1 protein-coding gene and 1 pseudogene are annotated in these 25,540 nt (G+C 73.9%); both read right to left on the minus strand.

Annotation, left to right across the window (positions count from 1 at the left end; all coding sequences use genetic code 11):
* Window positions 1-248: 248 nt before the first annotated feature.
* Window positions 249-15,296: pseudogene (locus tag BLA60_RS27595) on the minus strand (SDR family NAD(P)-dependent oxidoreductase); the annotation flags it as partial.
* Window positions 15,297-15,354: 58 nt separating this feature from the next.
* Window positions 15,355-25,524 (minus strand): type I polyketide synthase, encoded by a 10,170-nt coding sequence (locus BLA60_RS27600; RefSeq protein WP_075135931.1) that lies wholly within the window; start codon window positions 25,522-25,524, stop codon window positions 15,355-15,357.
* Window positions 25,525-25,540 lie beyond the last annotated feature (16 nt).

Raw genomic sequence — 25,540 nt, forward strand, 5'->3', positions numbered from 1 at the left:
CCGATCTCCTCGTCGATGAAGGCGAACATCTCTTCGTCCGTCGCGGCGCCGACGAACTCGGCGATGCCGACACCGGGCCGCTCGGCGGACCCGCCCAGCTCGTCACCGATGGACCGCAGCCGCCGGGCGAGCCGTACCCGCTCGGCCGGGTCGGCCTCGGCGAGCCGGGCCACGAGACGGTCCAGCTCGGCGTCGGGTGTCTCGCTCGCGGCCGGTGGCGCGGGCGTCAGGCCCGCCAGCAACGACTCGGCGAGATCATGCACGGTGGGGTGGTCGAACACGACCGTCGGCGGCAGCGTCAGCCCCGTCCGCGTGGCGAGGCGGTTGCGCAGCTCGACGGCCGCCAGCGAGTCGAAGCCGAGCTCCCGGAACGCCCGGTCCGTCGCGACCTCCTCCCCGCCACGGTGCCCGAGCACTCCGGCGACCTGTTCGCGAACCAGGTCCAGCAGCACTGTCCGCCGTTCGGTGGCGTCCAGACCGACCAGCCGCGCCGCGATCGGGTCGCCGCCTGTCCGCTCCGGCTCGGGTTCGGCCGCCGCCACGATCTCGGCGAGCAGCGGCCGGGCCCTGGCCGCGGCGAACGCCGGCGCGAAGACCGGCCAGTCGATGTCGGCGATCGACACGGTGGTGTCGCCGGCCGCGACGGCCGAGCTCATGGCTCGCAGCGCCACGTCGCGGGGGAGCACCCGGACGCCACGCCGCGCCAGTTGATCGCGGCGGGCCTGCTCCACGTCATCGACGTCGTGGTCCCACAGGCCCCACGCGATCGCCACCGTCGACCGGCCACGGGCCCGACGCCGCTGTGCCAGCCCGTCCAGGTGGGCGTTCGCCGCGGCGTGCGCGCCCTGCCACGCGCCGCCCCACACGCCGGCCACCGAGGAGAACACCACGAACACCTCGGCGTCCTCGGCGAGCCGGTCCAGTTCCTCGGCCGGGCCGGTCACCTGATCCACCTGGTCGGCGAACACCTTCGGATCGAGGTCCGGGATCGCGTTGGCGGCAAGGGAGTCCGGTACGTACACCACCGCCGTGACCGCGACGTCGGACAACTCGTCCCTACCGTGCACCAGCACCCGCTCGGCACCGTTGTCGACCAGCCACGCCGCGACCTCGGGGGCCTGTCCGCCGAGCAGCACGGTCCCGCTCGGTCGCCACCCCGGTGAGCCGCGCCCGAGCAACGGGGCCCGCACCAACCGCCGAACGAACACGCCGGACTCGCGGACCGCGAGCTGGTCCTCCTCGCCCGCGGCCGCCAGCACGGACACCAACCGGTCGAGCACCCGGGTGCCCCCGGCCGCCGGCAGGTCGACCAGCCCACCCCACAACTCGGGGTGCTCCAGGGCGACGGTACGACCGAGACCCCACACCTGCGCCTGGCGCACGTCCCCGAGCGGATCGTCGGCGTGCACGCTGACCGCGCCGGCGGTCAGGCACCACACCGGCGCGGCCACCTCGGTGTCGAGGGCGGCGCGCACGAGCACCAGCGTGCGCACGGCGTCCCAGGTGGACAGAATGCCGGCGATCGGACCGTTCTCGGCGGCGGCGAGGCCAACGGTGGCCGGATCGGCGACGGGCACGACGGTCGCACCGCCCGCCCGCAGCGCGCCGGCCAGTGCGGTGTCCTCGCCCGCGTCGGCCTCGGCGCCGGCCAGCAGCCACGTGCCGGCCAGTCGGGCCGCCGGCTCCGGCGCCGGGCGCCACTCGACCCGGTACCGGTGTTCGTCGGTTTCGGACCCTTCGACGGCGCCTCGGCGCCACGCCGACAACGCGGGCAGCACGGCATCGACCTGGCGCGGATCGGTGACGCCGAGAGTTCTGGCCAGCTCCTCGGCGTCGGCGCGGTCCACGAGGTCCCAGAAGGCCCCGTCGATGGCGGACCCGCCGTGCGCGGGGCGCACCGCGTCCGGCCAGTAGCGCCGGTGGTCGAACGCGTAGCCCGGCAGGTCGACCTGCGCGGCGGCCGGTACCGCCCTCGACCAGTCGACCGCGACGCCGGCGACCCACGCGGATGCGGCCGAGGCCAGCACCCGGGCCAACCCGCCGTCGTCGCGACGCAGCGTGCCGACGCCGAGGGCATCCCGCGCGGTGTCGCCGATCCCCGCCACCAGCACCGAGTGCGGGCTGAGCTCCACGAACACGTCACCGGCCAGCTCGGCCACGGCGTCGGCGAAGCGCACCGGCTCGCGCAGGTTGCGGTACCAGTACTCGCCGTCGAGGGTCGCGGTGTCGATGGCCTCGGCGGACACGGTCGAGCGGAACTCCACCTCACCCGGTACCGGCCTGATCCCGGCGAGCTCGTCCACCAGTGGCTCGCGCAGCGCCGCCATCAGCGGGGAGTGCGAGGCGTAGTCGACGGCGATGGGGCGCATCCACACCGCACGCTCGGCGCACCAGGCCGTCAGCGCGTCGAGGCCGGCGGCGGTGCCGGACACGATCGTGGTCGCCGGACCGTTGACGGCCGCCACCCACACGCCGTCGAGGTCGGGGAGCTCCTCGGCCGGCCGGCCGACGGAGGCCATCCCGCCACTCCCGGCCGCCAGCTCGGCCACCAGTCGGCTGCGCACCACGACCACCCGGGCACCGTCGGCGAGCGACAGACCGCCGGCCACCACCGCGGCGGCCACCTCGCCCTGCGAATGTCCGACCACCGCCCTCGGTGTCACGCCCAACCACGACCAGACGGCCGCGAGCGAGACCATCACCGCCCACAGCACCGGCTGCACCACCTCGACCCGCTCCAGCGCGGCGGGGTCGGCGAGCACGTCGTACAGGTCCCACGGCACCAGCGTGGACAGCACCTGGGCGCACTCGCGCATCCGTTCGGCGAACACCGGCGACTCGTCGAGCAGCTCACGGGCCATCCCGACCCACTGCGAGCCCTGGCCGGGGAACACGAACGTGGCGACCCTGGTCGCCTTGGCGTGCCCGGTGACCAGGTTGGGTGCCTCGACACCGGTGGCGAGCGCACGCAGGGCGTCCCGCAACTCGTCGAGACCGGCGGCGACGAGCACCGCACGGTGTTCGAAGACCGCACGTCGCGCCACGGTGGCGGCCACCTCGGCCAGCGAGACGCCCTCGCTGTCCACAGAGGACAACAGGTCGGCGGCCCGACGGCGCAGCGCCTCCGGTGTCCTGGCGGTCAACAGCACCGGGAGCGCCGCCGGACCCGGCTCGCCGGTCGACGCCGGGCCGGTGGCCGCCGGCGCCTGCTCGATGATCACGTGTGCGTTCGTGCCGCTGATGCCGAACGACGAGACGCCGGCGCGTCGCGGCCGGCGCAGGTCCGGCCACGGCGTCGACTCGGTCAGCAGCGCCACCGTGCCACCGGACCAGTCCACATGGGACGTCGGCTCGTCCGCGTGCAGCGTGCGCGGCAGCACCCCGTGCCGCATCGCCTGCACCATCTTGATCACCCCGGCCACCCCGGCGGCCGCCTGCGTGTGCCCGATGTTCGACTTCACCGAACCGAGCCACAACGGCGTCTCGCGGTCCCGACCGTAGGTCGCCAGCAGCGCCTGCGCCTCGATCGGGTCACCGAGCGAGGTTCCCGTTCCGTGCGCCTCGATCGCGTCCACGTCCGACGTGGACAGTCCGGCCGTACGCAGGGCCTCGCGGATCACCCGTTGCTGGGACGGGCCGTTCGGTGCGGTCAACCCGTTCGACGCGCCGTCCTGGTTGACCGCCGAGCCGCGCACCACGGCCAGCACCCGGTGCCCGTTGCGCCGCGCGTCGGACAGTCGCTCCAACAGGACCATGCCCGCGCCCTCGGCCCAGCCGACACCGTTCGCGTCGGCGGAGAACGACCGGCAGCGACCATCCGGTGACAGCCCGCGCTGGCGGGAGAACTCGACGAAGGTGCCCGGGGTGGACATCACGGTCGCGCCGCCGGCGAGCGCGTAGTCGCACTCCCCGTCCCGCAACGACTTCGCCGCCAGATGCAACGCCACCAGCGACGACGAACACGCCGTGTCCACGGTGACGGCAGGCCCCTCGAAGCCGAAGGTGTAGGACACCCGACCGGACGCGACGCTGCCCGACGTGCCGGTGCCGACATAGCCTTCCAGGTCCCCGATCGTGTCGCCGAGACTGGCGACGTAGTCGTGGTACATCAGTCCGGCGAACACCCCGGTCCGCGAACCCTTCAACGCCAACGGATCCAGACCCGCGTGCTCCAACGCCTCCCACGACGACTCCAACAACAACCGCTGCTGCGGATCCATCGCCAACGCCTCACGCGGCGACACCCCGAAAAACTCGGCATCGAACTCCGCCGCCCCGTACAGGAACCCACCCGACCGGGTGTAGGTCCTGCCGGCACGCTCCGGATCCGGGTCGTAGATCCCGTCAACGTCCCAGCCGCGATCCGTCGGGAACCCGCCGATCGCGTCGCCGCCGCGCTCGACCAGTGTCCACAACTCGTCGGGCGTGCGGACCCCGCCCGGGTAACGACAGGCCATCCCGACGATCGCGACCGGCTCGTCGTCGCGCGCGACCACCCGAGCCTGCTCCGCCACGTCCTCGCCGAGCAGCTCGGCGACGAGGAACCGGCCGACGGCGGCCGGGGTCGGGTGGTCGAAGACCATCGTGGCCGGCAACGCCAGGCCGGTCGCCGCGGTGAGTCCGTTGCGCAGCTCGACCGCTGTCAGTGAGTCCAGGCCCAGTTCGGTGAAGGCGCGTTCGGCCACGATCGCCTCCGGCGAGGCGTGCCCGAGAACGGTCGCCACCTCGGTGCGCACGAGCTCCAGCGCGACCTGCTCCGGATCGACCGCCGCCAGGATCCGGTCACGCGGCTGGCCACCGGTCGCGGACGGCCGCCGACGGGCACGTCGCGGCGGCGCGCCGCCGCTCATGGCGAGCAGCACCGGCGTGTCCGAGGCGTGCGCCAGGTCGAACAGGGCCAGCCCGTCGTCCTGGCTCAGCGTGCCGACGCCCGCCCTGGCCAGGCGCGACCTGGCGACGTCGTCGAGTCCGGCCGCCATGCCGTCGGACTGCTCCCAGGGACCCCACGCCAGGGACACGGCCGGCAGGCCGAGCTCCGCGCGGTGCTCGGCGAGCGCGTCGAGGAACGCGTTGGCCGCGGCGTAGTTCGTCTGGCCGGGGCTGCCGAGCACACCGGCCACGGAGGAGAACAGGACGAACGCCGTGAGGTCGAGGTCGCGGGTCAGCTCGTGCAGATGCCAGGCGCCGTCCACCTTGGGTGCCATCACGGCGGCCAGCCGCCGCGGGGTCATGGTGGCCAGCGCGCCGTCGTCGAGCACGCCGGCCGCGTGCACGACCGCGGTCGGGGGATGCTGGGTGAGCAGCTCCCGCAGCGCGTCGCGGTCGGCGACGTCGCAGGCCGCGACGGTGACGTGCGCGCCGTGCCCGGCGAGCTCGGCGACCAGGTCGTCCGCGCCGCCGCGCCGGCTGGTCAGCACGAGCCGCCGCACGCCGCGCGCGACCACGAGGTGGCGGGCGACCAGCCGGCCGAGCGCACCGGTGCCGCCGGTGACCAGCACCGTGTCGCCGGCCCCGCACCCGGGTGCGCCGGCCACGGTGGCGCGCACCGGACGCGGCACGAACGCCTGCCCGTCGCGGACCGCGACCTGCGGTTCGCCCAGGGCCGCGGCGCGGGCCGCCAGCCGCCGCCAGCCGCTGGTCGCCGCATCCTCCGCATCGGACCAGTCGCCGTCCGGGTCGAGGTCGACGAGCACGAACCGGTCCGGCCGCTCGGCCTGCGCGGCGCGCACCAGCCCCCACGCGGTCGCCGCCGGGAACTCCGCCCCCGCCATGACCGCGCCGCGGGTGACCACGACCACCGGCTGGTCCGCCGTGACCAGGTCCAGTGCCCGCGACGCGATCGCGTGCGCCGCCGTGACCGGGTCGTCGTCCCCCGCCAACAGCAGGACCGGGTCGACGTCGGCCAGGGGCGCGACGGGCAGTTCGAGCGGCTGCCAGTCCACTCGGGACAGTCCACGTGCCGTGACTCCCCCGGTGGGCATCGGGGCGAAGGCGAGCTCGTCGATGGTCAGCACCGGCGTTCCGGCGGCATCGACGGCACGCACCGAGACCACACCGCTGTCCTCGCGACGCAGCCGAACGCGCAGCCGCGTGGCTCCGGTGGCGTGCAACCGCACGCCACGGAAGGAGAAGGGCAGCGCGGCACCGGTTTCCTCGGTCGCGAACCCCGGCGCGGCGACCCCGTGCAGCGCGGCGTCCAGCAGCGCCGGGTGCACCTCGAAACCGTCCGGCGCGGTCTGCTCCACCAGCTCGACCTCGGCGAGCAGCTCACCGTCGTGGCGCCGCAGGGCGTGCAGGCCGCCGAAGGCCGGGCCATGACGAAGACCGTGGTCGACCAGCGTCGCGTACAGCTCGACGAGATCCACCCGCTCGCCGCCGGCCGGCCAGTCAGGCGCGGCGGGTCGGGCGCCCGAGTCCTCGGACGACACACCGGACAGCACACCGGACGCGTGCCTGGTCCACGACTCGCCGTCGCGACCGCGCGCGTGCACCGCCACCGACCGCCGGCCACGCTCGTCCGGCGCGTCGAGCGAGATCTGCACGACCGTCTCGTCCTCGGCGAACACCAGCGGCTCGTGCAGGGTCAGCTCGTCGACCACACCGGCGCCCGCCCGCTCGCCGACGTGCAGGACGAGTTCGAGGTAGGCCGTGCCGGGGAACACGACCAGCTCCCCGACGCGGTGGTCGTCGAGCCAGGCGTGCGTGCTGGTCGACAACGTCCCCGTCGCGACCAGCCCGCCGTCAGCCAGTTCCACCACGGAGTCCAGCAGCGGATGCCGGTCACCGCCGGGCGAGGAACTCGGCAGCCAGAACCGACGGTGCCGGAACGGATAGGTCGGCAGGTCGACCGGCCGGCCCCGCCCGTCGAGCACGCGGTCCCAGTCCACCTCCACGCCGCGCACGTGCAGTTCGGCGACCGCTCGCCACACGCTGTCCGGCTCGTCCAGCGCGGCGCGCAGCAGCGGGACGGCCACACCGTCGTCGACCAGCGCGGCCAACACGCCGCCGGGGCCGACCTCCAGGAAAGTGCCGACGCCGCGCTCGCGCAGCGCGTCGAGCGTGTCGGCGAAACGGACGGTCGCCCGGACGTGCCGCACCCAGAACTCGGGGTCGGTCACGTCACCGGCGACCATCGTGATCGCCGGCTCGCGATACGACAGGCCGGCCGCGACCGACCGCAACTCGTCGAGCATCGGCTCCATGTGGGAGGAGTGGAACGCGTGGCTGGTCCGCAACCGCTTGGTGCGCCGGGCATCGGCGCGGAACGACTCCACGACGGCGGCCACCGCGTCCTCGTCGCCGGAGACCACGACCGCCGTCGGACCGTTGACCGCGGCGATGTCGACCGTGGCCCCACCGAGCTCGGCGATCCGGGCACGCACCTCGTCCTCGGTGGCCTCGACCGAGGCCATCGCACCGCCGGCCGGCAACTCCTGCATGAGCCGCCCGCGGACGGCGACCAGCGTCGCCGCGTCCGCGAGGTCGAGCACGCCGGCGACGTGCGCGGCGGCGAGGTCACCGACCGAGTGCCCGGCGACGGCGTCCGGCCGGAGGCCGTAGGACTCGACGAGCCGGAACAGCGCCACCTCGACGGCGAACAGCGCCGGTTGGGTGTAGCCGGTGCGGTCGAGCAGGTCGGCGTCACCGAACACGACCTCACGCAACGGCCGGTCGAGCTGGCGGTCGAGGACCGCGCACACCTCGTCGAACGCGGCGGCGAAAGCGGGGTTCGCGGCGTACAGCCGCTGCCCCATGCCGACCCGCTGCGAGCCCTGGCCGGGAAACAGCACGGCGAGGCCGGTGTCCACCGCCGTACCGGTCACGATGCGCGGATCCGCGTTGCCGGCGGCGAGCTGGTCGAGCAGTCGTGCGCGGTCGGCGCCGAGCAGCACCGCACGGTGGCGCAACGGTTCCCGCGTGGTCGCGAGCGCATAGGCGAGGTCGTGGTCGGCCGCCGTGTCCACCAGCGGACGCAACGCGCCGGCCGCGGCACGCAGGGTCGCGTCGTCCGTGGCGGCGAGCAGCCACGGCAGTGCCACCGGTTCGTCGGCCGGCTCGTCGGTCACGGGCTCGACGGTCCGTTCCGCCGCCTGTTCCTGGGCCTGTTCGACGATCACGTGCGCGTTGGTGCCGCTGACGCCGAACGACGACACGCCCGCCCGGCGCGGCCGGCCGGTGCTCGGCCACGGGACCTGCTCGGTGAGCAGCGCGACCGCCCCGGCGGACCAGTCGACGTGCGCGGAGGGCTCGTCGACGTGCAGCGTCGCCGGCAGGACACCGTGCCGCATCGCCTGCACCATCTTGATCACGCCGGCCACCCCGGCCGCCGCCTGGGTGTGACCGATGTTCGACTTCACCGAGCCGAGCCAGAACGGTGCCGCGCGGTCCTGACCGTAGGTGGCGAGCACGGCGTTCGCCTCGATCGGGTCACCGAGCCGGGTGCCGGTGCCGTGCGCCTCGCCGGCGTCCACCTCCGAGGGCGTCAGACCGGCGGTGTGCAGCGCGGCGCGGATCACCCGCTCCTGCGCCGGACCGTTCGGCGCGGTCAACCCGTTGGAGGCGCCGTCCTGGTTCACCGCCGAGCCGCGCACCACACCGAGTACCCGGTGGCCGTTGCGCCGTGCGTCGGACAGCCGTTCGACCACCAGCACGCCGACGCCCTCGGACCACCCGGTGCCGTCGGCCGCGGCGGCGAACGACTTGCAGCGGCCGTCCGGGGCGAGCCCACCCTGCCGGGAGAACTCGACGAACGTTCCCGGCGACGCCATCACCGTGACGCCGCCGGCCAGCGCGACGTCGCACTCGCCGCCGCGCAGCGACTGGCCGGCCAGGTGCAGCGCGACCAGCGACGACGAACACGCCGTGTCCACGGTGACCGCCGGCCCCTCCAGGCCGAAGACGTAGGAGATGCGCCCGGACAACACACTCGCCGCGCTGCCGGTGAGCAGGTAGCCGGTGGAGTCGCCGGCCTCGTCGTGCAACCGGGGCCCGTAGTCCTGCCGCATGCCGCCGACGAACACGCCGGTACGGCTGCCCCGCAGCCGGCCGGGCCGGATGCCCGCGCGCTCGAACGCCTCCCAGCTCACCTCCAGCAGGAGCCGCTGCTGCGGGTCCATCGCCAGCGCCTCACGCGGCGAGAGCCCGAAGAAGTCGGGGTCGAAGTCACCTGCTCCGTCGAGGAAGCCGCCCTGACGGGTTGTCGTCGCCGCGACGCTGGTGTCCCACCCCCGGTCGGTCGGGAAGTCGCCGATCGCGTCACCACCGGTGGACACCAGGTGCCACAGGTCCTCCGGCGAACGCACCCCACCCGGGAAGCGGCAGGCCATCCCCACGATGGCGATCGGCTCGTCGGTGACCACCGGCGCCGGAGCCGGAGCCGGCCGCGCACCCGGCGCGGCCGTGCCGAGGTCGTCGAGCAGTCGTCGCGCCAGCCGGGTCGCCGACGGGTGGTCGAACACCGTGGTGGCCGGCAACCGCAGCCCGCTGGCCGCGGCGAGGCGGTTGCGCAGCTCCACGGCGGTCAGCGAGTCGAGTCCCATCTCGCGGAACGCGCGGCTCGCACTGACCGAGTCGGCCGTGCCGAGCCCCAGGACCGCGGCCACCTCGGCACGGACGACGGCCAACACCGCGCCGAGCCGCTCGGCCTCCGGCAGCGTCGCGAGCCGTTGGGCGAGCGTGCCGTGCTGACCGGGACGCGCGTCGGCGACACCACGGCGTACCGAGGGCCGGACCAGGCCCCGCAGCAGTGGCGGCACCTCGCCGCGCAGCCCCGCCGTGTCCAGCTTCACCGGCACGACCGCCGCCGCCGTCTGGCGCAGGGCGGCGTCGAACAGCGCCAGACCCTCCTCGTCGGACAGTGGCGCCGCACCGGCGCGGCGCAGCCGGCGCAGGTCGGTCTCAGTGAGATGTCCCGTCATCCCGCTGGCCCGCTCCCACATGCCCCACGCCAGTGACAGCGCGGGCAGGCCGGCCGCGCGCCGCCGCCTGGCCACGGCGTCCAGCGCGGCGTTGGCGGCGGCGTAGTTGCCCTGTCCCGGCCCGCCGAACACACCGGCGGCCGAGGAGAACACCACGAACGCCGCCAGGTCGCGGTCGCGGGTCAGCTCGTCGAGGTGGTGCGCGGCGTCGACCTTCGGCGCCAGGACCCGGTCGACACGGTCCGGGGTCAGCTCGCCGATCACCGCGTCGTCCAGTACCCCCGCCGCGTGCACGACGGCGGTGAGGTCGGGGATGGCGGCCAGCAGGCGTTCGGTCTGTGCGCGGTCGGCGAGGTCGCAGGCGACGACCTCGACCTCGGCGCCCTCGATCGGCTCGACGGTGCCACCGCCGCGGCTGGCCAGCACCAGCCGGCGGACCCCGTGCGCGGCCGCCAGGTGACCGGCGACGAGCCGCCCGAGGGCGCCGGTACCGCCGGTGATGAGCACGGTCCCGTCCTGGTCGATGGCGCGCGGCACGGTGAACACGTTCTTCCCGACGTGCCTGGCCTGCTGCATGGACCGGAACGCGCCGACCGCGTCCCGGATGTCCCAGGCGGTCACCGGCAGGTCGGCGTCGAGCGCGACGACCTCGGCGAGCAGCGCACCCATCCGCTCGGGACTCGCCTCGGCGAGGTCGAAGGCGCGATAGGTGATGCCGGGGAACGAGTCGGGCTCGCGGATGTCGGTCTTGCCCATCTCCAGCAGCCACCCGCCGGGCTTGACCAGTCGCGCCGACGCGTCGACGAACTCGCCGGACAGGCTGTTGAGCACCACGTCCACGGGCGGGAACCGGTCGGCGAACTCGAGCGTCCTGGACGACGCGAGGTGCTCGTCGTCGAGGCCGCTGGCGCGCAGCGCGTCCCACTTGCCTTCGCTGGCGGTGCCGTACACCTCGGCGCCGAGGTGCTGGGCGAGCCGGACCGCGGCCATGCCGACGCCGCCGGCCGCGCCGTGCACGAGCACCGACGCGCCCCGCCCGAGACCGGCCAGGTCGACCAGTCCGAAGGAGGCGGTCAGGTAGGCGATCGGCAGGGCGGCCGCCCGTCGGTAGGACCAGCCGTCCGGAACCCGGGCGAGCATCCGGCGGTCGGTCACCGCCGTCGGCGCGAACGCCCCCTCGACCAGACCGAACACGCGCTCGCCGGGCACCAGGTCGGTGACCTCGGCGCCGACCTCGGTGACGACACCGGCCGCCTCGCCGCGCGGGTCGTCGTGCCCGTCGATGACGCCGAGAGCGAGCAGGACGTCGCGGAAGTTCATGCCGGCCGCCCGCACGGCGATCCGGACCTGCCCCGGCTCCAGCGGCGGCGGCTCGTGCGCGACGAACCCCAGGTCGTCCAGTCCGGACAGGCCGACGAGGTTGAGGCGCCACGACGGCTGCGGCAGCGTCTCGCGCGCACGGACCAGCCTCGGCACGGACACGGCGTTGTCCCGCAGCGCGACCTGCGGCTCGTCGGCGGGCAGGGCGAGACCGGCGAGGGTGTCCGCATCGGTGTGGTCGGACTCCACGAGCACGATCCGGCCCGGCTGCTCGGCCTGCGCGGCCCGCACCAGGCCGCCGACCGCCGCGGCGACGGGGTCGGTGGTCGCCGAGCCGGTGACGATCACCAGCGGGTCCTGGTCACCGCGCAGCACGTCGAGTCCGCGCAGGACCGCGTCGCGCTCGTCGGCCCCGCCGACGACCACGACGCTCGTCGGGTCGACCGGCACCAGGGCCGTGGTCGGCGCCACCCAGTCCACCCGCAGCGGCGCGTCGTGGCGCTGGGCCGCTGTAGTCGCGGAGATCGCCCGGAACGCGAGCGACTCGACGGTGGCGACCGCGTTCCCCGCCGCGTCGGCGAGATCGATGGACGCGGTGTCGGGCCCGGTGGACACGATGCGGGCCCGCAGCACGGCGGCGCCCACCGCGTGGAGGGTCACCCCCGACCAGGTGAACGGCAGCCGGGTCTGTTCGCCGCTGATGGTGGCGGTGAGGCCGAAGGCCCGGACGGCCGCGTCGAGCGCCGCCGGGTGCAGGCCGAACCGCTCCGCGTCGCCCTGCGCCGGCTCGGCGAGGCGCACCTCGGCGAACACCTCGTCGCCACGGCGCCAGGCCGCGTGCAGTCCCTGGAAGGTCGGGCCGTAGGCGAGGCCGGCGGCCGCGAGATCGGCGTGCAGCCCGTCCAGCGGGACGGGTTGCGCGCCGGGCGGCGGCCACTGGGCCGCGAACCCGTGCCGTGGGCCGGGCTGGCTGGTGGCGAGTACTCCGGTCGCGTGCCTGGTCCACTCGCCGGTCCGCTCGCCGGTCCGTTCGCCGTTGTCGGCGGAGGAGAAGATGGCGACCGACCGCGCGCCGTGGTCGTCGGGGGCGCCGACCGCGACCTGCAGCCGGACCGCGCCCCGATCCGGGAGCTCCAGCGGCGCGACGACGGTCAGCTCGGTGAGGTGTCCACAGCCGACGTGGTCACCGGCCCGGCCGGCCAGCTCGACGAAGGCGGTGCCGGGCAACCAGACCCGGCCGCCGACGGTGTGGTCCGCGAGCCACGGGTGGGTGGCCACCGAGAGCCGGCTGGTGAACACGGTCCCGTCGGCGTCGGCGAGTGGCACCGCCGCGCCGAGCAACGGGTGCCCGGTGCCGTCGGCCCCGTCCGCGTTCGTGGCGTCCCACCAGTAGCGGCGCCGCTGGAACGGGTAGGCGGGCAGGTCGACCCGGCGCCGGCCCGGCAGCAACTCCGTCCATTTCGGACTGAAACCGCGAACGTGCAGTTCGGCGGCCGAGAGCAGGAACCGCGCCAGGCCGCCCTCGCCGCGACGCAGCGTGCCGGTCACCACCGCGTCGTGCCCGACCTCCTCAAGAAGTTCCTGTGTCCCATAGGTCAACACCGGGTGCGGGCTCATCTCGACGAACGCCGAGAACCCCTGCTCCGCGAGCGCGAGCACCCCGGCCGCGAACCGCACCGGCTGCCGCAGGTTCGCGAACCAGTACTCGGCATCGACCTCGGTACCGGTCAGCCACTCCCCCGTCACCGTCGACAACATCGGCACCTCGGCCGACGCCGGCACGATCCCGCTCAGGTCGGTGAGCACCCGCTCCCGAACGTCCTCCACCCGCGCCGTGTGCGACGCGTACCCGATGGGCACCCGCCGCGCCGGCACCCCTTCCGCGACGCACTCCGTCGCCAGCTCCGCGAGCGCCGAGGACCCGCCCGCCACGGCGACCGACCGTGGACCGTTCACCGCGACCACGGCGAGATCACGACCGGCGACCCGCGCCGCCACCACGTCGGCGGGCAACCCCACCGACAGCATCCCACCGTGGTCGGTCAACACCTCCGCGATGGCCCGACCACGGCGAACGACGACCTCGGCCCCGGCACGCAACGACAACGCGCCCGCCACCACCGCCGCCGCGATCTCCCCCTGTGAATGCCCGACCACGGCGTCCGGCGCCACCCCGGCAGAACGCCACACCTCGGCGAGCGAGACCATCACCGCCCACGACGCCGGCTGCACCACGTCGTCGCGTTCCAACGCCGCCGCGTCGTCGAGCACCTCGAACAGGTCCCACGGGACCAACCCGGAGAACGCGTCGGCACACTCCCGCATCCGCGCCGCGAACACCGTGGACTCCGACAGCAGGTCCCGACCCATCCCCACCCACTGCGCACCCTGCCCGGGGAAGACGAACACCACCTTGCCGCCGAGGTCGGCGACTCCGGTCAGCGACAGGGACGACAGGCCGTCGAGCAGTTCGCCCCGGTCCCGGCCGACGACGACCGCCCGGTGCTCCATCGAGGTCCGGCCGGCGAGCGAGAACGCCACGTCCGCGACCTCGTCGGGCGAGTCGCGCAACCGGTCGCGCAGTTGGGCCGCCCGCGCACGCAACGCATCCTCGGTGTGGCCGGACAACACGAAGGGCACCGCGGCCGGCGTCGGCGGGCCGTCCTGGGGGAGTTCGTCGGTTTGGGCAGGCTCCTCGGCCTGTTCGAGGATGACGTGGGCGTTGGTACCACTCACCCCGAACGCCGACACCGCACCCCGCCTCGGCCGATCCACCACCGGCCACTCCCGCGACTCCGCCAACAACGACACCGCACCCGACGACCAGTCCACATGCGACGACGGCTCGTCCACATGCAGAGTCCGCGGCATAACTCCGTGCCGCAACGCCATCACCGTCTTGATCACCCCACCAACACCAGCAGCCGCCTGCGCATGTCCAATATTCGACTTCAACGACCCCAGCCACACCGGCCCAACCCGATCCTGCCCATACGTCGCCAACAACGCCTGCGCCTCAATCGGATCACCCAACGACGTACCGGTACCGTGCCCCTCCAACAAATCAACATCCACTGTGGACAACCGAGCGTTCGCCAACGCGCGCAGCACGAGTCGTTGCTGGGACGGCCCGTTCGGCGCGGTCAGACCGTTCGACGCGCCATCCTGGTTGACCGCCGACCCCCGCACCACCGCCAACACCCGATGACCGTTGCGCCGCGCGTCCGACAGCCGCTCCAACACCAGCATCCCGACACCCTCGGACCACCCCGTGCCATCCGCACCCGCCCCAAAAGCCTTGCAACGACCATCAACCGACAACCCTCGCTGCCGCGAGAACTCCACAAAGACATCCGGTGTCGACATCACCGTCACCCCACCGGCCAACGCCAAACCACAATCACCCGACCGCAACGACTGCGCCGCCAGATGCAGCGTCACCAACGACGACGAACACGCCGTGTCCACGGTGACGGCCGGTCCTTCGAAGCCGAAGGTGTAGGCGAGCCGGCCGGTGGCGACGCTGCCCGCGCTGCCGCTGCCGAGATATCCCTCCAGCTCGGCGGGAATGGTGGGGAGCCGTCCGGCGTAGTCGTGGTACATCACCCCGGCGAACACCCCGGTCCGCGAGCCCTTCAACGCCAACGGATCCAGACCGGCGTCCTCCAACGCCTCCCACGACGACTCCAACAACAACCGCTGCTGCGGATCCATCGCCAACGCCTCACGACGACTGATCCCGAACAGGTCGGCGTCGAAGTCGAGGGCGTCCGCGAGGAACCCGCCGTTGCGCGTGTAGCAGGTACCCGCCCGATCCGGATCCGGGTCGTAGAGCGCGTCGAGATCCCAACCCCGGTCGGTCGGGAACTCACCGATCGCGTCCGTCTCCTCCATGACCAACCGCCACAGGTCCTCCGGCGAACGCACCCCACCCGGGTACCGGCACGCCATGCCCACGATCGCGATCGGCTCGGTGTAGTGCTCCTCGACGTCGTGCAGCCGCCGACGGGCCTCCTGTGCCTCGCCGATCGCGCGCCTCAGGTACTCGCGCAGCTTGTCGTGGTCACTCATGTCGGTCCACTTCCCCCTCGTACCGCTCCGATGCCCACGTTCGTTCTCACTCCGCGCCCAGGTTCTCGACAAGGTCGAACAGCTCGTCGTCGGAGGCCGAGCCGAGGTCGCCGGCCGGTGCGTCGCCGCCGCTGTCGGTGTGGTGGAGCGACAGCAGAGTTCGTAACCGGGACACCAGGCGCCCCCTGGTGATCTCGTCCAGTTCGTCGCGTCGCAGTTCCGCCTCCACGCGGTCGACGGCGTCGAACACCGACGGCTGCGCGCCGTCCACCGCGAGCTCGCCGAGCAGGTGACGGGCCAGTATCCGGGGGGTCGGGTGGTCGAACACCGCGGTCGCCGGGAGGCGAAGACCGGTCGCGCGCTTCAGCGTGTTGCGCAGCTCGACCGCCAGCAACGAGTCGAACCCGAGCAGGCGGAACGCCCGCTCCGGCTCGACGGCCGACGGCCCCGGCGCGCCGAGCACGGCCGCCACGTGGCCGCGGACGAACTCCACGACCGCTTCCTCGCGAGCGGTCTCCGGAAGTGCGGCCAGTCGCGCACGAATGTCGACCTCCGCCTCCTGGTCGGCGCTCCCGCGGCGCGGCGACTGGCGCAGCAGCGCCGGCACCAGCACCGGGTCGGCGTCGGCGGGCACCACACCGATCCCCAGCGCCGCGTCGAACAGCGAGAGCCCCTGCTCCGCGGACAACGGCACCACGCCGGCGCGGGAGATCCGGTGGCGGTCGGCGTCGGTGAGGTGTCCGGTCATGTCACCGGACTGCTCCCACAGACCCCACGCCAGCGACAGCCCCGGCAACCCGGCCGCCGCCCGTCGGCGCGCCAGGGCGTCCAGCACGGCGTTGGCCGAGGCGTAGTTGGCCTGGCCGGCCGACCCCAGTGTCCCGGCGAGCGACGAGAACAGCACGAACGCGGACAGACCGCTGTCGCGGGTCAGCTCGTCGAGGTGCGTCGCGGCGTCGACCTTGACGCGGAACACCGCGCGCAGCCGTTGCGGGGTGAGCGCGGTGAGCACGCCGTCGTCGAGCACCCCGGCCGCGTGCACGACCGCGCCGATGTCGTGCCGGGACAGCAGGTCGGCGAGCGCGGCGCGGTCGGCGACATCACACGAGGCGATCGTGACGTCCGCGCCGAGCCCGGTGAGCTCCGCGTGCAGTTCGCGGGCGCCTGGCGCGTCCAGGCCGCGACGGCTCACCAGCAGCAGGCTGCGGGCGCCGTGCTCGCGCACGAGGTGACCGGCGAGCAGGGTGCCCAGAGCGCCGGTCGCACCGGTGATCAGCACTGTTCTGTCCGGCTTCCACCCGGCCGGGCCGCCCGGCGTGACCGGGGTCAGGCGCGGAACCAGGACAGCGCCGGCGCGCAGCACGAGCCGGGACTCACCGGTGGCCAGCGCGGCGGGCAGCGCCGCGAGGGACTCGGCGCGACCATCGAGCTCGACCAGCACGAAACGATCGGGGTGTTCGACCTGCGCGGCGCGGACCAACCCGGCCACGGCGGCGTCGGCCGGCTCGTACGGGGCTGTCGCGGCGTCCCGCACGAGGAACACCAGCCGTGTCTCGTCCTGGCGGTCCTCGGCCAGCCAGTCCTGGGTCAGGCGCAGCGCCCGCGACGCCGACTCCACCGCCGCGTCGTGCGCGGTGCCCTCGCGCACCGCCGGCGCGGTGAGCACGACATCGCTGCCGGCGGTACCGGCGAGGTCCTCGTGAGCGGGCAGGCCGAGGCCGAACTCGTCGGCGCCGAGGATGGCCCACGCCCCACGCGCCGCCGTGGTCACCGCCAACTCGGTCCAGTCAGGACGGAACAGCGCGTCGGGGGTCAACCGTGCCGCCGCCAACGGGCGTACGACCAACTCGTCCACCGACGCGACCAGCCGATCGGCCTGGTCGGTCACGGTGATCGCGATGGTGTTCTCGGCGACCACACGCAGCCGCACCCGCAGCACGTCAGCGGTGGACGCGGTCGTGGACGCGGTCACCGTGGCGCCGCGCCAGCTGAACGGCAACCGACTCTGGCTGACCAGCCCGAGCGGGTGCAGTGCGGCGTCGAGTATCGCGGGGTGCACGGCGAACCCGCCGGCGGCCAGCCCGTCCGGTCGAGCCAGTTCGGCGAACAGCTCGTCGCCGTTGCGCCACAGCGCGCGCACCCCACGGTAGGCCGGTCCGTAGTCGATGCCCTGCTCGGCGAACCGGTCATACAGGTCGGCAACCGACTCCTGCCGGGCGCCCGCCGGTGGCCACTGGCCCTCGGGCACCGGCCCGGCCGGGGCGAGTGGAGCGAGCACGCCGTCGGCGTTGAGGGTCCAGCCGCCGTCGGTGGACGAACGCAGGCGCACGGCGCACCGGCCGTCCGGGTCGGGCGCGGCCACGATCAACTGGATCGCCACCCCACCCCGCTCCGGCAGCACGAGCGGGCTGTGCATGGTCAGCTCCTCGACCAGCGCGCGGCCGACCCGTGCTCCGGCGTGCGCGGCCAACTCCACCATGCCGGTCCCGGGCACCAGTACCGTGCCGAGGACGGCGTGGTCGGCCAGCCACGGGTGGGTGGCCACCGAGATCCTGCCGGTGAACAGCAGCGCGTCGGTGCCGTCCAACTCGACGCCGGCGCCGAGCAGCGGGTGGTGCGTCTCGTCCATGCCGAACGCGGTGACGTCGCCGGTGCGGCCGGGGACCGACTCCGGCCAGTACCGGCGGTGTTCGAAGGGATAGGTCGGCAGATCGACCGGACGAGGCGTGACCGTGGCGAACAGCCGGGACCAGTCGACCGGCACGCCCCTGGTGTGCAGTTCGGCGGCGGAGAGCAGGAACCGCGCCAGACCACCGTCGTCCCGGCGCGACGTACCCGTCACCACCACCGTGTCGTGACCGACCGCGGCGACCGTCTCCTCCACACCCATCACCAACACCGGATGCGGACTCACCTCGACGAACACCTCATGTCCGGCGCCCAACAACGCCCGAGTCGCGGCCTCGAACTCGACCGGCTCCCGAACGTTGCGGAACCAGTAACCGGCGTCCATCAACCCACCATCGAGAACGTCACCGGTCACCGTCGAGTACAACGGCACCCGCGACGCCACCGGCCGCAGCCCGGCAAGCCTGTCCGACAGCGGACCCTCGATCACATCCACCGCCTGCGAGTGAGCGACGAAGTTGGCGCCAGGAACCCACCACCGCATCACGCCCGCCCGCGACAACGCCCGCTCCAGCCCCTCCAACGCCTCGACCCCACCAGCCACCGCGACCGAACGCGGCCCGTTCACCGCCGCGACGGACAACCCCTCGAAACCCGCGATCCGCTCCCGAACGGACTCCACACCATCAACAACGGACAACATCCCCCCGTCCGCACCATCGAGACAGTCGGCCAACAACCGCGACCGCACCACCACGACCCGTGCCGCGTCCTCGAGCGACAACGCCCCAGCGACACACGCGGCGGCGATCTCGCCCTGCGAATGCCCCACCACCGCGGCCGGCACAACCCCCAACGACCGCCACAACTCCGCCAACGACACCATCATCGCGAACAACACCGGCTGCAACACGTCAACACGAGAAACATCCGGCGCGCCCGAATCTCCCCGCAGCACCCCCAACACCGACCAGCCGGTCAACCCCGCCACCACCACATCACACTCACCCATCCGCTCCGCGAAGACCGCCGACTCGGACAGCAGGTCCCGACCCATCCCCACCCACTGCGAACCCTGCCCAGGAAAGACAAGAACGACCTTGCCGTCGGTCCGACGACCGTCGCCGAGCACGACGTTCGGCGAGGCGACGTCGTTGGCGAGCACGTCGAGTCCGGACCGGACCGCGTCCGGGTCGCGCGCCACGATCACCGCGCGGTGGTCCAACGCGGCGCGCGAGGTGACCAGCGCCCGCGCGACGTCGGCGGTGGCCACGTCCGGATGGGCCAGCAGCCGCCGAGCCTGCTCGCGCAGCGCCGCCGCGCTCGCGGCGGACACCAGCCACGGCAACGGCCCGGCGACCTCGGCGCGACCGTCCTGTTCGGACTGGTCGCCTTGTTCGAGGATGACGTGGGCGTTGGTACCACTCACCCCGAACGCCGACACCGCACCCCGCCGAGGCCGACCCACCACCGGCCACTCCCGCGACTCCGCCAACAACGACACCGCACCCAACGACCAATCAACATGACCCGACACCTCACCAACATGCAACGTCCTCGGCATCACCCCATACCGCAACGCCTGCACAACCTTGATCACCCCACCAACACCAGCAGCCGCCTGCGCATGACCAATATTCGACTTCAACGAACCCAACCACACCGACCCCACCCGATCCTGCCCATACGTCGCCAACAACGCCTGCGCCTCAATCGGATCACCCAACGACGTACCAGTACCATGCCCCTCCACCAAATCAACATCCCCCGTGGACAGACGCGCGTTCGCCAGCGCCTGGCGGATGACCTCCTGTTGGGCGAGCCCGTTCGGCGCGGTCAGGCCGTTCGACGCGCCGTCGGAGTTCATCGCGGAGCCACGGACCACGGCCAACACCCGGTGCCCGTTGCGCCGCGCGTCCGACAACCGCTCCAACACCAGCATCCCGACGCCCTCGGACCATCCCGTGCCATCCGCGTCGGCCGAGAACGACCGGCACCGACCGTCGACCGACAACGCCCGCTGCCGCGAGAACTCCACGAAGGTGTCCGGTGTCGACATCACCGTCACCCCACCGGCCAACGCCAACCCACAGTCACCCGACCGCAACGACTGCGCCGCCAGATGCAGCGTCACCAACGACGACGAACACGCCGTGTCCACGGTCATCGCCGGACCTCGGGTGCCGAACACGTAGGCGATCCGTCCTGAGTGGACGCTTCCGCTGTTGGCGATCCCCCGCATGCCCTCCAGCTCCGCCGCTCCGGACAGCAGCGGGGCGTAGTCGTGGTACATCACCCCGGTGAACACCCCGGTCCGCGAACCCTTCAACGCCAACGGATCCAACCCCGCGTGCTCCAACGCCTCCCACGACGACTCCAACAACAACCGCTGCTGCGGATCCATCGCCAACGCCTCACGCGGCGACACCCCGAAAAACTCGGCATCGAACTCCGCCGCCCCGTACAGGAACCCACCCGACCGGGTGTAGGTCCTGCCAGGACGCTCCGGATCCGGGTCGTAGATCCCCTCGACGTCCCAACCACGATCCGTCGGGAAATCACCGATCGCGTCGGTCCCGTCCATGACCAACCGCCACAGGTCCTCCGGCGAACGCACCCCACCCGGATACCGGCACGCCATGCCCACGATCGCGATCGGCTCGTCCGAGCCGACCGCCGTCCCGGTCGCCACCGCCCGCGTCCGGCCCTGCCGCAGGTCGCCGAGGTGCTCGGCCAGCGCCACCACCGACGGGTGCTCGAACACGACCGTGGCCGACAGCCGCAGGCCGGTCGCCGCGCCGAGCCGGTTGCGCAGCTCCAGCGCGGTCAGCGAGTCGAAACCCAGCTCGCGCAGTGCCCGACCGGTACCGACCTCCCTCGGCGAGGCCAGCCCCAGCACACTGGCGACCTCCGCGCGGACCAGGTCGAGCAGATCCGCCTGCCCGGCGACGACCATGGCCGGCGCGGCCGCCCTGGCGGTGACCGCGACCGGCGGCGCGGTGAGCGCACGGCGGGCCGGCGCGGTCAGCCGGACCGGCACCACGGCCGCCGCGTCGCCGCGCAGCGCGGCGTCGAACAGCCCCAGCGCCCGGTCGGCCGGCAACGGCAGGATGCCCTGGTCCTGGATCCTCCGATCGTCGAGCCCAGCGGTCATGCCGGTCGCCGGCTCCCACAGGCCCCAGGCCAGCGACACCGCGGGCCGCCCGGCCCGCACCCGCTCGTGGGCCACCGCGTCGAGCGCGGCGTTCGCCGCGGCGTAGTTGGCCTGACCGGGATTGCCCAACACGCCGGAGACCGACGAGAACAGGACCAGCGGGACAGCGCCGAGCAGCTCGTCCAGATTCCGCGCGCCACGGACCTTCGGCGCCAGCACCGCCTCGACGTCGGCGGCCGACAGCGAGGTGGCCATGCCGTCGGCGAGGACGCCGGCGGCGTGCACGGCCGCGGTCACCGGGTGCGCGTCGAGCACCGAGGCCAGCGCGTCGCGGTCGGCCACGTCGCAGGCCACCACGTGCACCCGCGCTCCGGCGGCGGTCAGGTCGGCGACCAGCGGCGCCGCGCCGTCCGGTCCGGTCCGGTTCACCAGCACCAGCTCGCGCACGCCGTGGGCGTCGACCAGGTGCCGGGCCAGCAGCGCGCCGAGGCCGCCGGTGCCGCCGGTGACCAGCACGGTCTCGCCGAGGTGCAACGGCTCTCCACCCGGGTCCGCCGGCCGCAGCCGGGGCGCGAACAGCGCACCGTCGCGGACGGCGACGCCCGGCAGACCGGTCGCGACGGCCGAGGCGACACCGGCGCCGGCCGGGTCGTCGGTGTCGATCAGCGTGATCCGGTCGGGATGCTCGGCCTGCGCCGTGCGGAGCAGCCCCCACAACGCGGCCGAGGCCGGGGAGACCTCCTCGTCGGGTGCCACGGCCACCCCCCGCCGGGTGAGCAGCACCAACGGCTCGTCGGAGTCGAGCCGCTCGCGCAGCACCGCGAGGGCGTGGTGCACCGCCTCGGCCACGTCGCCGTCGGCCGGCAGCTCGATCGGCCGGGCACCGGGCGGCTCGGTGGCCGCCGGCACCGCGTCGGCGGCCGGCACCGGGGACCACGCGACGCGGTACAGGTCGGCCGTGCCGACCGGTGCCGGCCGCAGCGTCACCGAGTCCACCGACAGCACCGGTCGACCGACCTCGTCGGTGACGAACAGGGCGAGCGACTCGTCGGCGAGCCGCCGCACCCGCGCCCGCAGCGTCGCGGCACCGCGCGCGTGCCAGGTGACCCCGGTGAACACGAACGGCATGACCGCGCGCTCGACGCCGAACACGTGCATCGCCGCGTCGAGCAGGGCCGGGTGCAGGCCGTGGCGCGCGGCGTCGGCGCGGTGCTCGGCGGGCAGCTCGACCTCGGCGAACAGGTCGTCGCCACGACGCCACGCCGCGGTCAGGCCGCGGAAGGCGGGGCCGTACTCGATGCCGACCTCGGCGAAGGCCGCGTAGGTGCCCGCCAGGTCGACGGGTTCGGCGGCGGCCGGCGGCCACTCGGTCATCGCGTCGGGTGCCGGCCCGGCGGGCGCCAGCGTGGCGGTGGCGTGCCGGGTCCACGCACCACCGGTGCGGGCGTGCACCTCGACCCGCTCCCCCGCCACGGTCACCCGCAGCACCGCGGTGCTCTCGACCGCCAACGGCTCCTCGATGGCCAGCTCGGCGACGGCGGCACCACCGGCGGCACCACCGGCGGCCCGACCGACCAGCTCGACGAACCCTGTGCCGGGGAACATCACCCGGCCGGCGACGACGTGGTCAGCGAGCCAGGGCTGGGTCTCGGTGGAGAGCCGGCCGGTCAGCACGAGGCCGTCCGAGCCGGGCAGGGCGACCGCGGCGCGCAGCAGCGGGTGGTCCACCGACTCGATCCCGGCGGCGCCGAGGTCCTTGGCCCATTCTCCTGGCCGCAGCCAGAACCTCTTGCCCTGGAACGGATAGGTCGGGAGGTCGACCCGGTGCGCGCCGCTGCCGGCGAACACCGCCGGCCAGTCGACCGTGGCGCCCGCCGCGTGCAGCTGGGCGACCGCGCGCACGGCGAGGTCCGCCTCGTCGAGGCGGGCGTCCCGGCCGACGAGTGGCACGGCGTCCGCGACCAGCGGGGACAGCGCCGCGCTCGGCCCCAGTTCGAGGAACGTGGTCGCGCCCCGGTCGAGCAGGGTGCGAACGCCGTCGTGGAACCGCACCGTGCGCCGCACGTGCTCCACCCAGTAGTCCGGCGAGGTGAGTTCGGTGGCGGCGAGCCGGCCGGTCACGTTCGACACCACGGGCAGCGCCGGCGACTGGTAGGTCAGCGACCCGGCGACGGTCCGGAACTCGGCCAGCATGGCGTCCATGTGCCGGGAGTGGAACGCGTGGCTGACCCGCAGCCGACGGGTGCCCCGCCGGTCCGCCGACCACCGCCGCTCGAACCGGTCCACGGCCGCGGTGTCCCCGGACACCACCACCGACTCCGGGCCGTTCACCGCGGCGATGTCCAGCTCCGGGTCCGGGCCGAGCGCGGCACGAACCTCCTGCTCGGTGCCGGACACGGCGAGCATGGCGCCGCCCGGCAGCGCCTGCATCAGCCGCGCCCGCGCCGCGACCAGCGCGGCGGCGTCCGCGAGGGACAGCACCCCGGCCACGTGGGCCGCGACCAACTCGCCGATCGAGTGGCCGGCCAGCAGCGCCGGGGTGACACCCCAGGAACGGACGAGGTGGTACATCGCGACCTCGACGGCGAACAGCGCCACCTGGGCGTTGCCGGTGCGGTTCAGCTCGTCGGCCGGGCCGTCCACGACGGCGCGGACAGGTCTGTCCAGCAGCGGGTCCAGCTCGGCGCACACCGCGTCGAACGCCTCGGCGAAGGCGGGGAACCTGGCGGCCAGCCGGGTGCCCATGCCGGTGCGCTGGGCGCCCTGCCCGGAGAACAGGAACGCGACACGGCCGTCGCGGGCGACCTGGCCGCCGGGCAACTCGCGCAGCAGCCGGACGACCTCGGCACGATCGGCGCCGAGGACCACGGCCCGGTGGTCGAGCGCGGCGCGGCCGGTCGCAACCGAGTACGCCACGTCCGGCACACCGAGCTCGGCACGCTCGGCCACGTGGTCGGCCAGCCGCGCGGCCTGCGCGCGCAGCGCCGCGTCACTCTTGCCGGACACCAGGATCGGGACCGGCCAGAACGGGGTCGGCCTGACCGGCTCCGGCTCGTCGGCCTGCGCGAGGATGACGTGCGCGTTGGTGCCGCTGATGCCGAACGCCGACACTCCCGCCCGCCGTGGCCGGTCCCCGACGACCGGCCACGGCACGGGCTCGGTCAGCAACTCGACGGCGCCGGCCGCCCAGTCGATGCGCGAGGACGGTCGGTCGGCGTGCAGGGTGGCGGGGAGCACGCCATGGCGCATCGCCTGCACGGTCTTGATCAGGCCGGCCACCCCGGACGCGGCGAGCGTGTGGCCGATGTTGGACTTCACCGCGCCCAGGTACAGCGGGCGCTCCCGCCGCCGCCCGTAGGTGGCCAGCAGGGCGTGCGCCTCGATGGGGTCGCCGAGCGCGGTGCCGGTGCCGTGCGCCTCGACCGCGTCGACCTCCGCCGCGGACAGTCCGGCGTTGGTCAGCGCCGCCTCGATCACCCGCTGTTGGGCCGGCCCGTTCGGGGCGGTCAGACCGTTGGACGCACCGTCGGAGTTGATCGCGGACCCGACGACGAGGGCGTGCACCGGGTAGCCGAGCCGGCGGGCGTCGGACAGGCGGGCCAGCAGCACGACGCCGACGCCCTCGGCCATGCCCATGCCGTCCGCGCCGTCGGCGAACGCCTTGCACCGGCCGTCCGGGGCGAGCACCCGCTGCCGGGAGAACTCGACGAACGTGCCGGGCGTCGCCAGCACGGTCACGCCACCGGCGACGGCCAGCTCGCAGTCGCCGGCACGCAGCGACTGGGCCGCGAGGTGCACCGCGACCAGCGAGGTGGAGCACGCGGTGTCCAGCGTGACGGCGGGTCCTTCGAGGCCGAGCGAGTACGCGATCCGGCCGGAGGCGATGCTGGGCACCACGCCGGTGACGAGGTGTCCCTCGATGGTGGTCGGCGCGTGCTCGAACGCGGGACCGTACTGCTGGAAGTTGTGCCCGACGTAGACGCCGGTGCGGCTGCCGCGCAGGGCCAGCGGGTCGATCCCGGCGCGCTCGACGGCCTCCCAGCTCGTCTCCAGCAGCAGGCGCTGCTGGGGATCCATGGCCAACGCCTCGCGCGGCGAGATGCCGAACAGGTCGGCGTCGAAGGACTGCGCGTCGGCGAGGAAGCCGCCGCGGCGCACGTAGGACGTGCCGGAGCGGGTCGGTTCCGGGTCGTAGAGCGCCTCGATGTCCCAGCCTCGGTCGGTGGGGAACTCCGAGGTCACGTCGCGGCCCGCGGTGACGACGTCCCACAGGTCCTCGGGACTCGCGATGTCGCCGGGGTAGCGGCAGGCCATCCCGACGACCGCGATCGGCTCGTCGGCGTGCTCCTCCAGCTCCCGCAGCCGCCGAGTGGTCCAGCGCAGGTCCGTGGTGACCCGTCGGAGATACTCGCGGAGCTTGTCCTCGTCCGTCACGGACGCCACCTCTCTG

This window comes from Actinophytocola xinjiangensis, assembly GCF_001921215.1.
Classification (GTDB): domain Bacteria; phylum Actinomycetota; class Actinomycetes; order Mycobacteriales; family Pseudonocardiaceae; genus Actinophytocola; species Actinophytocola xinjiangensis.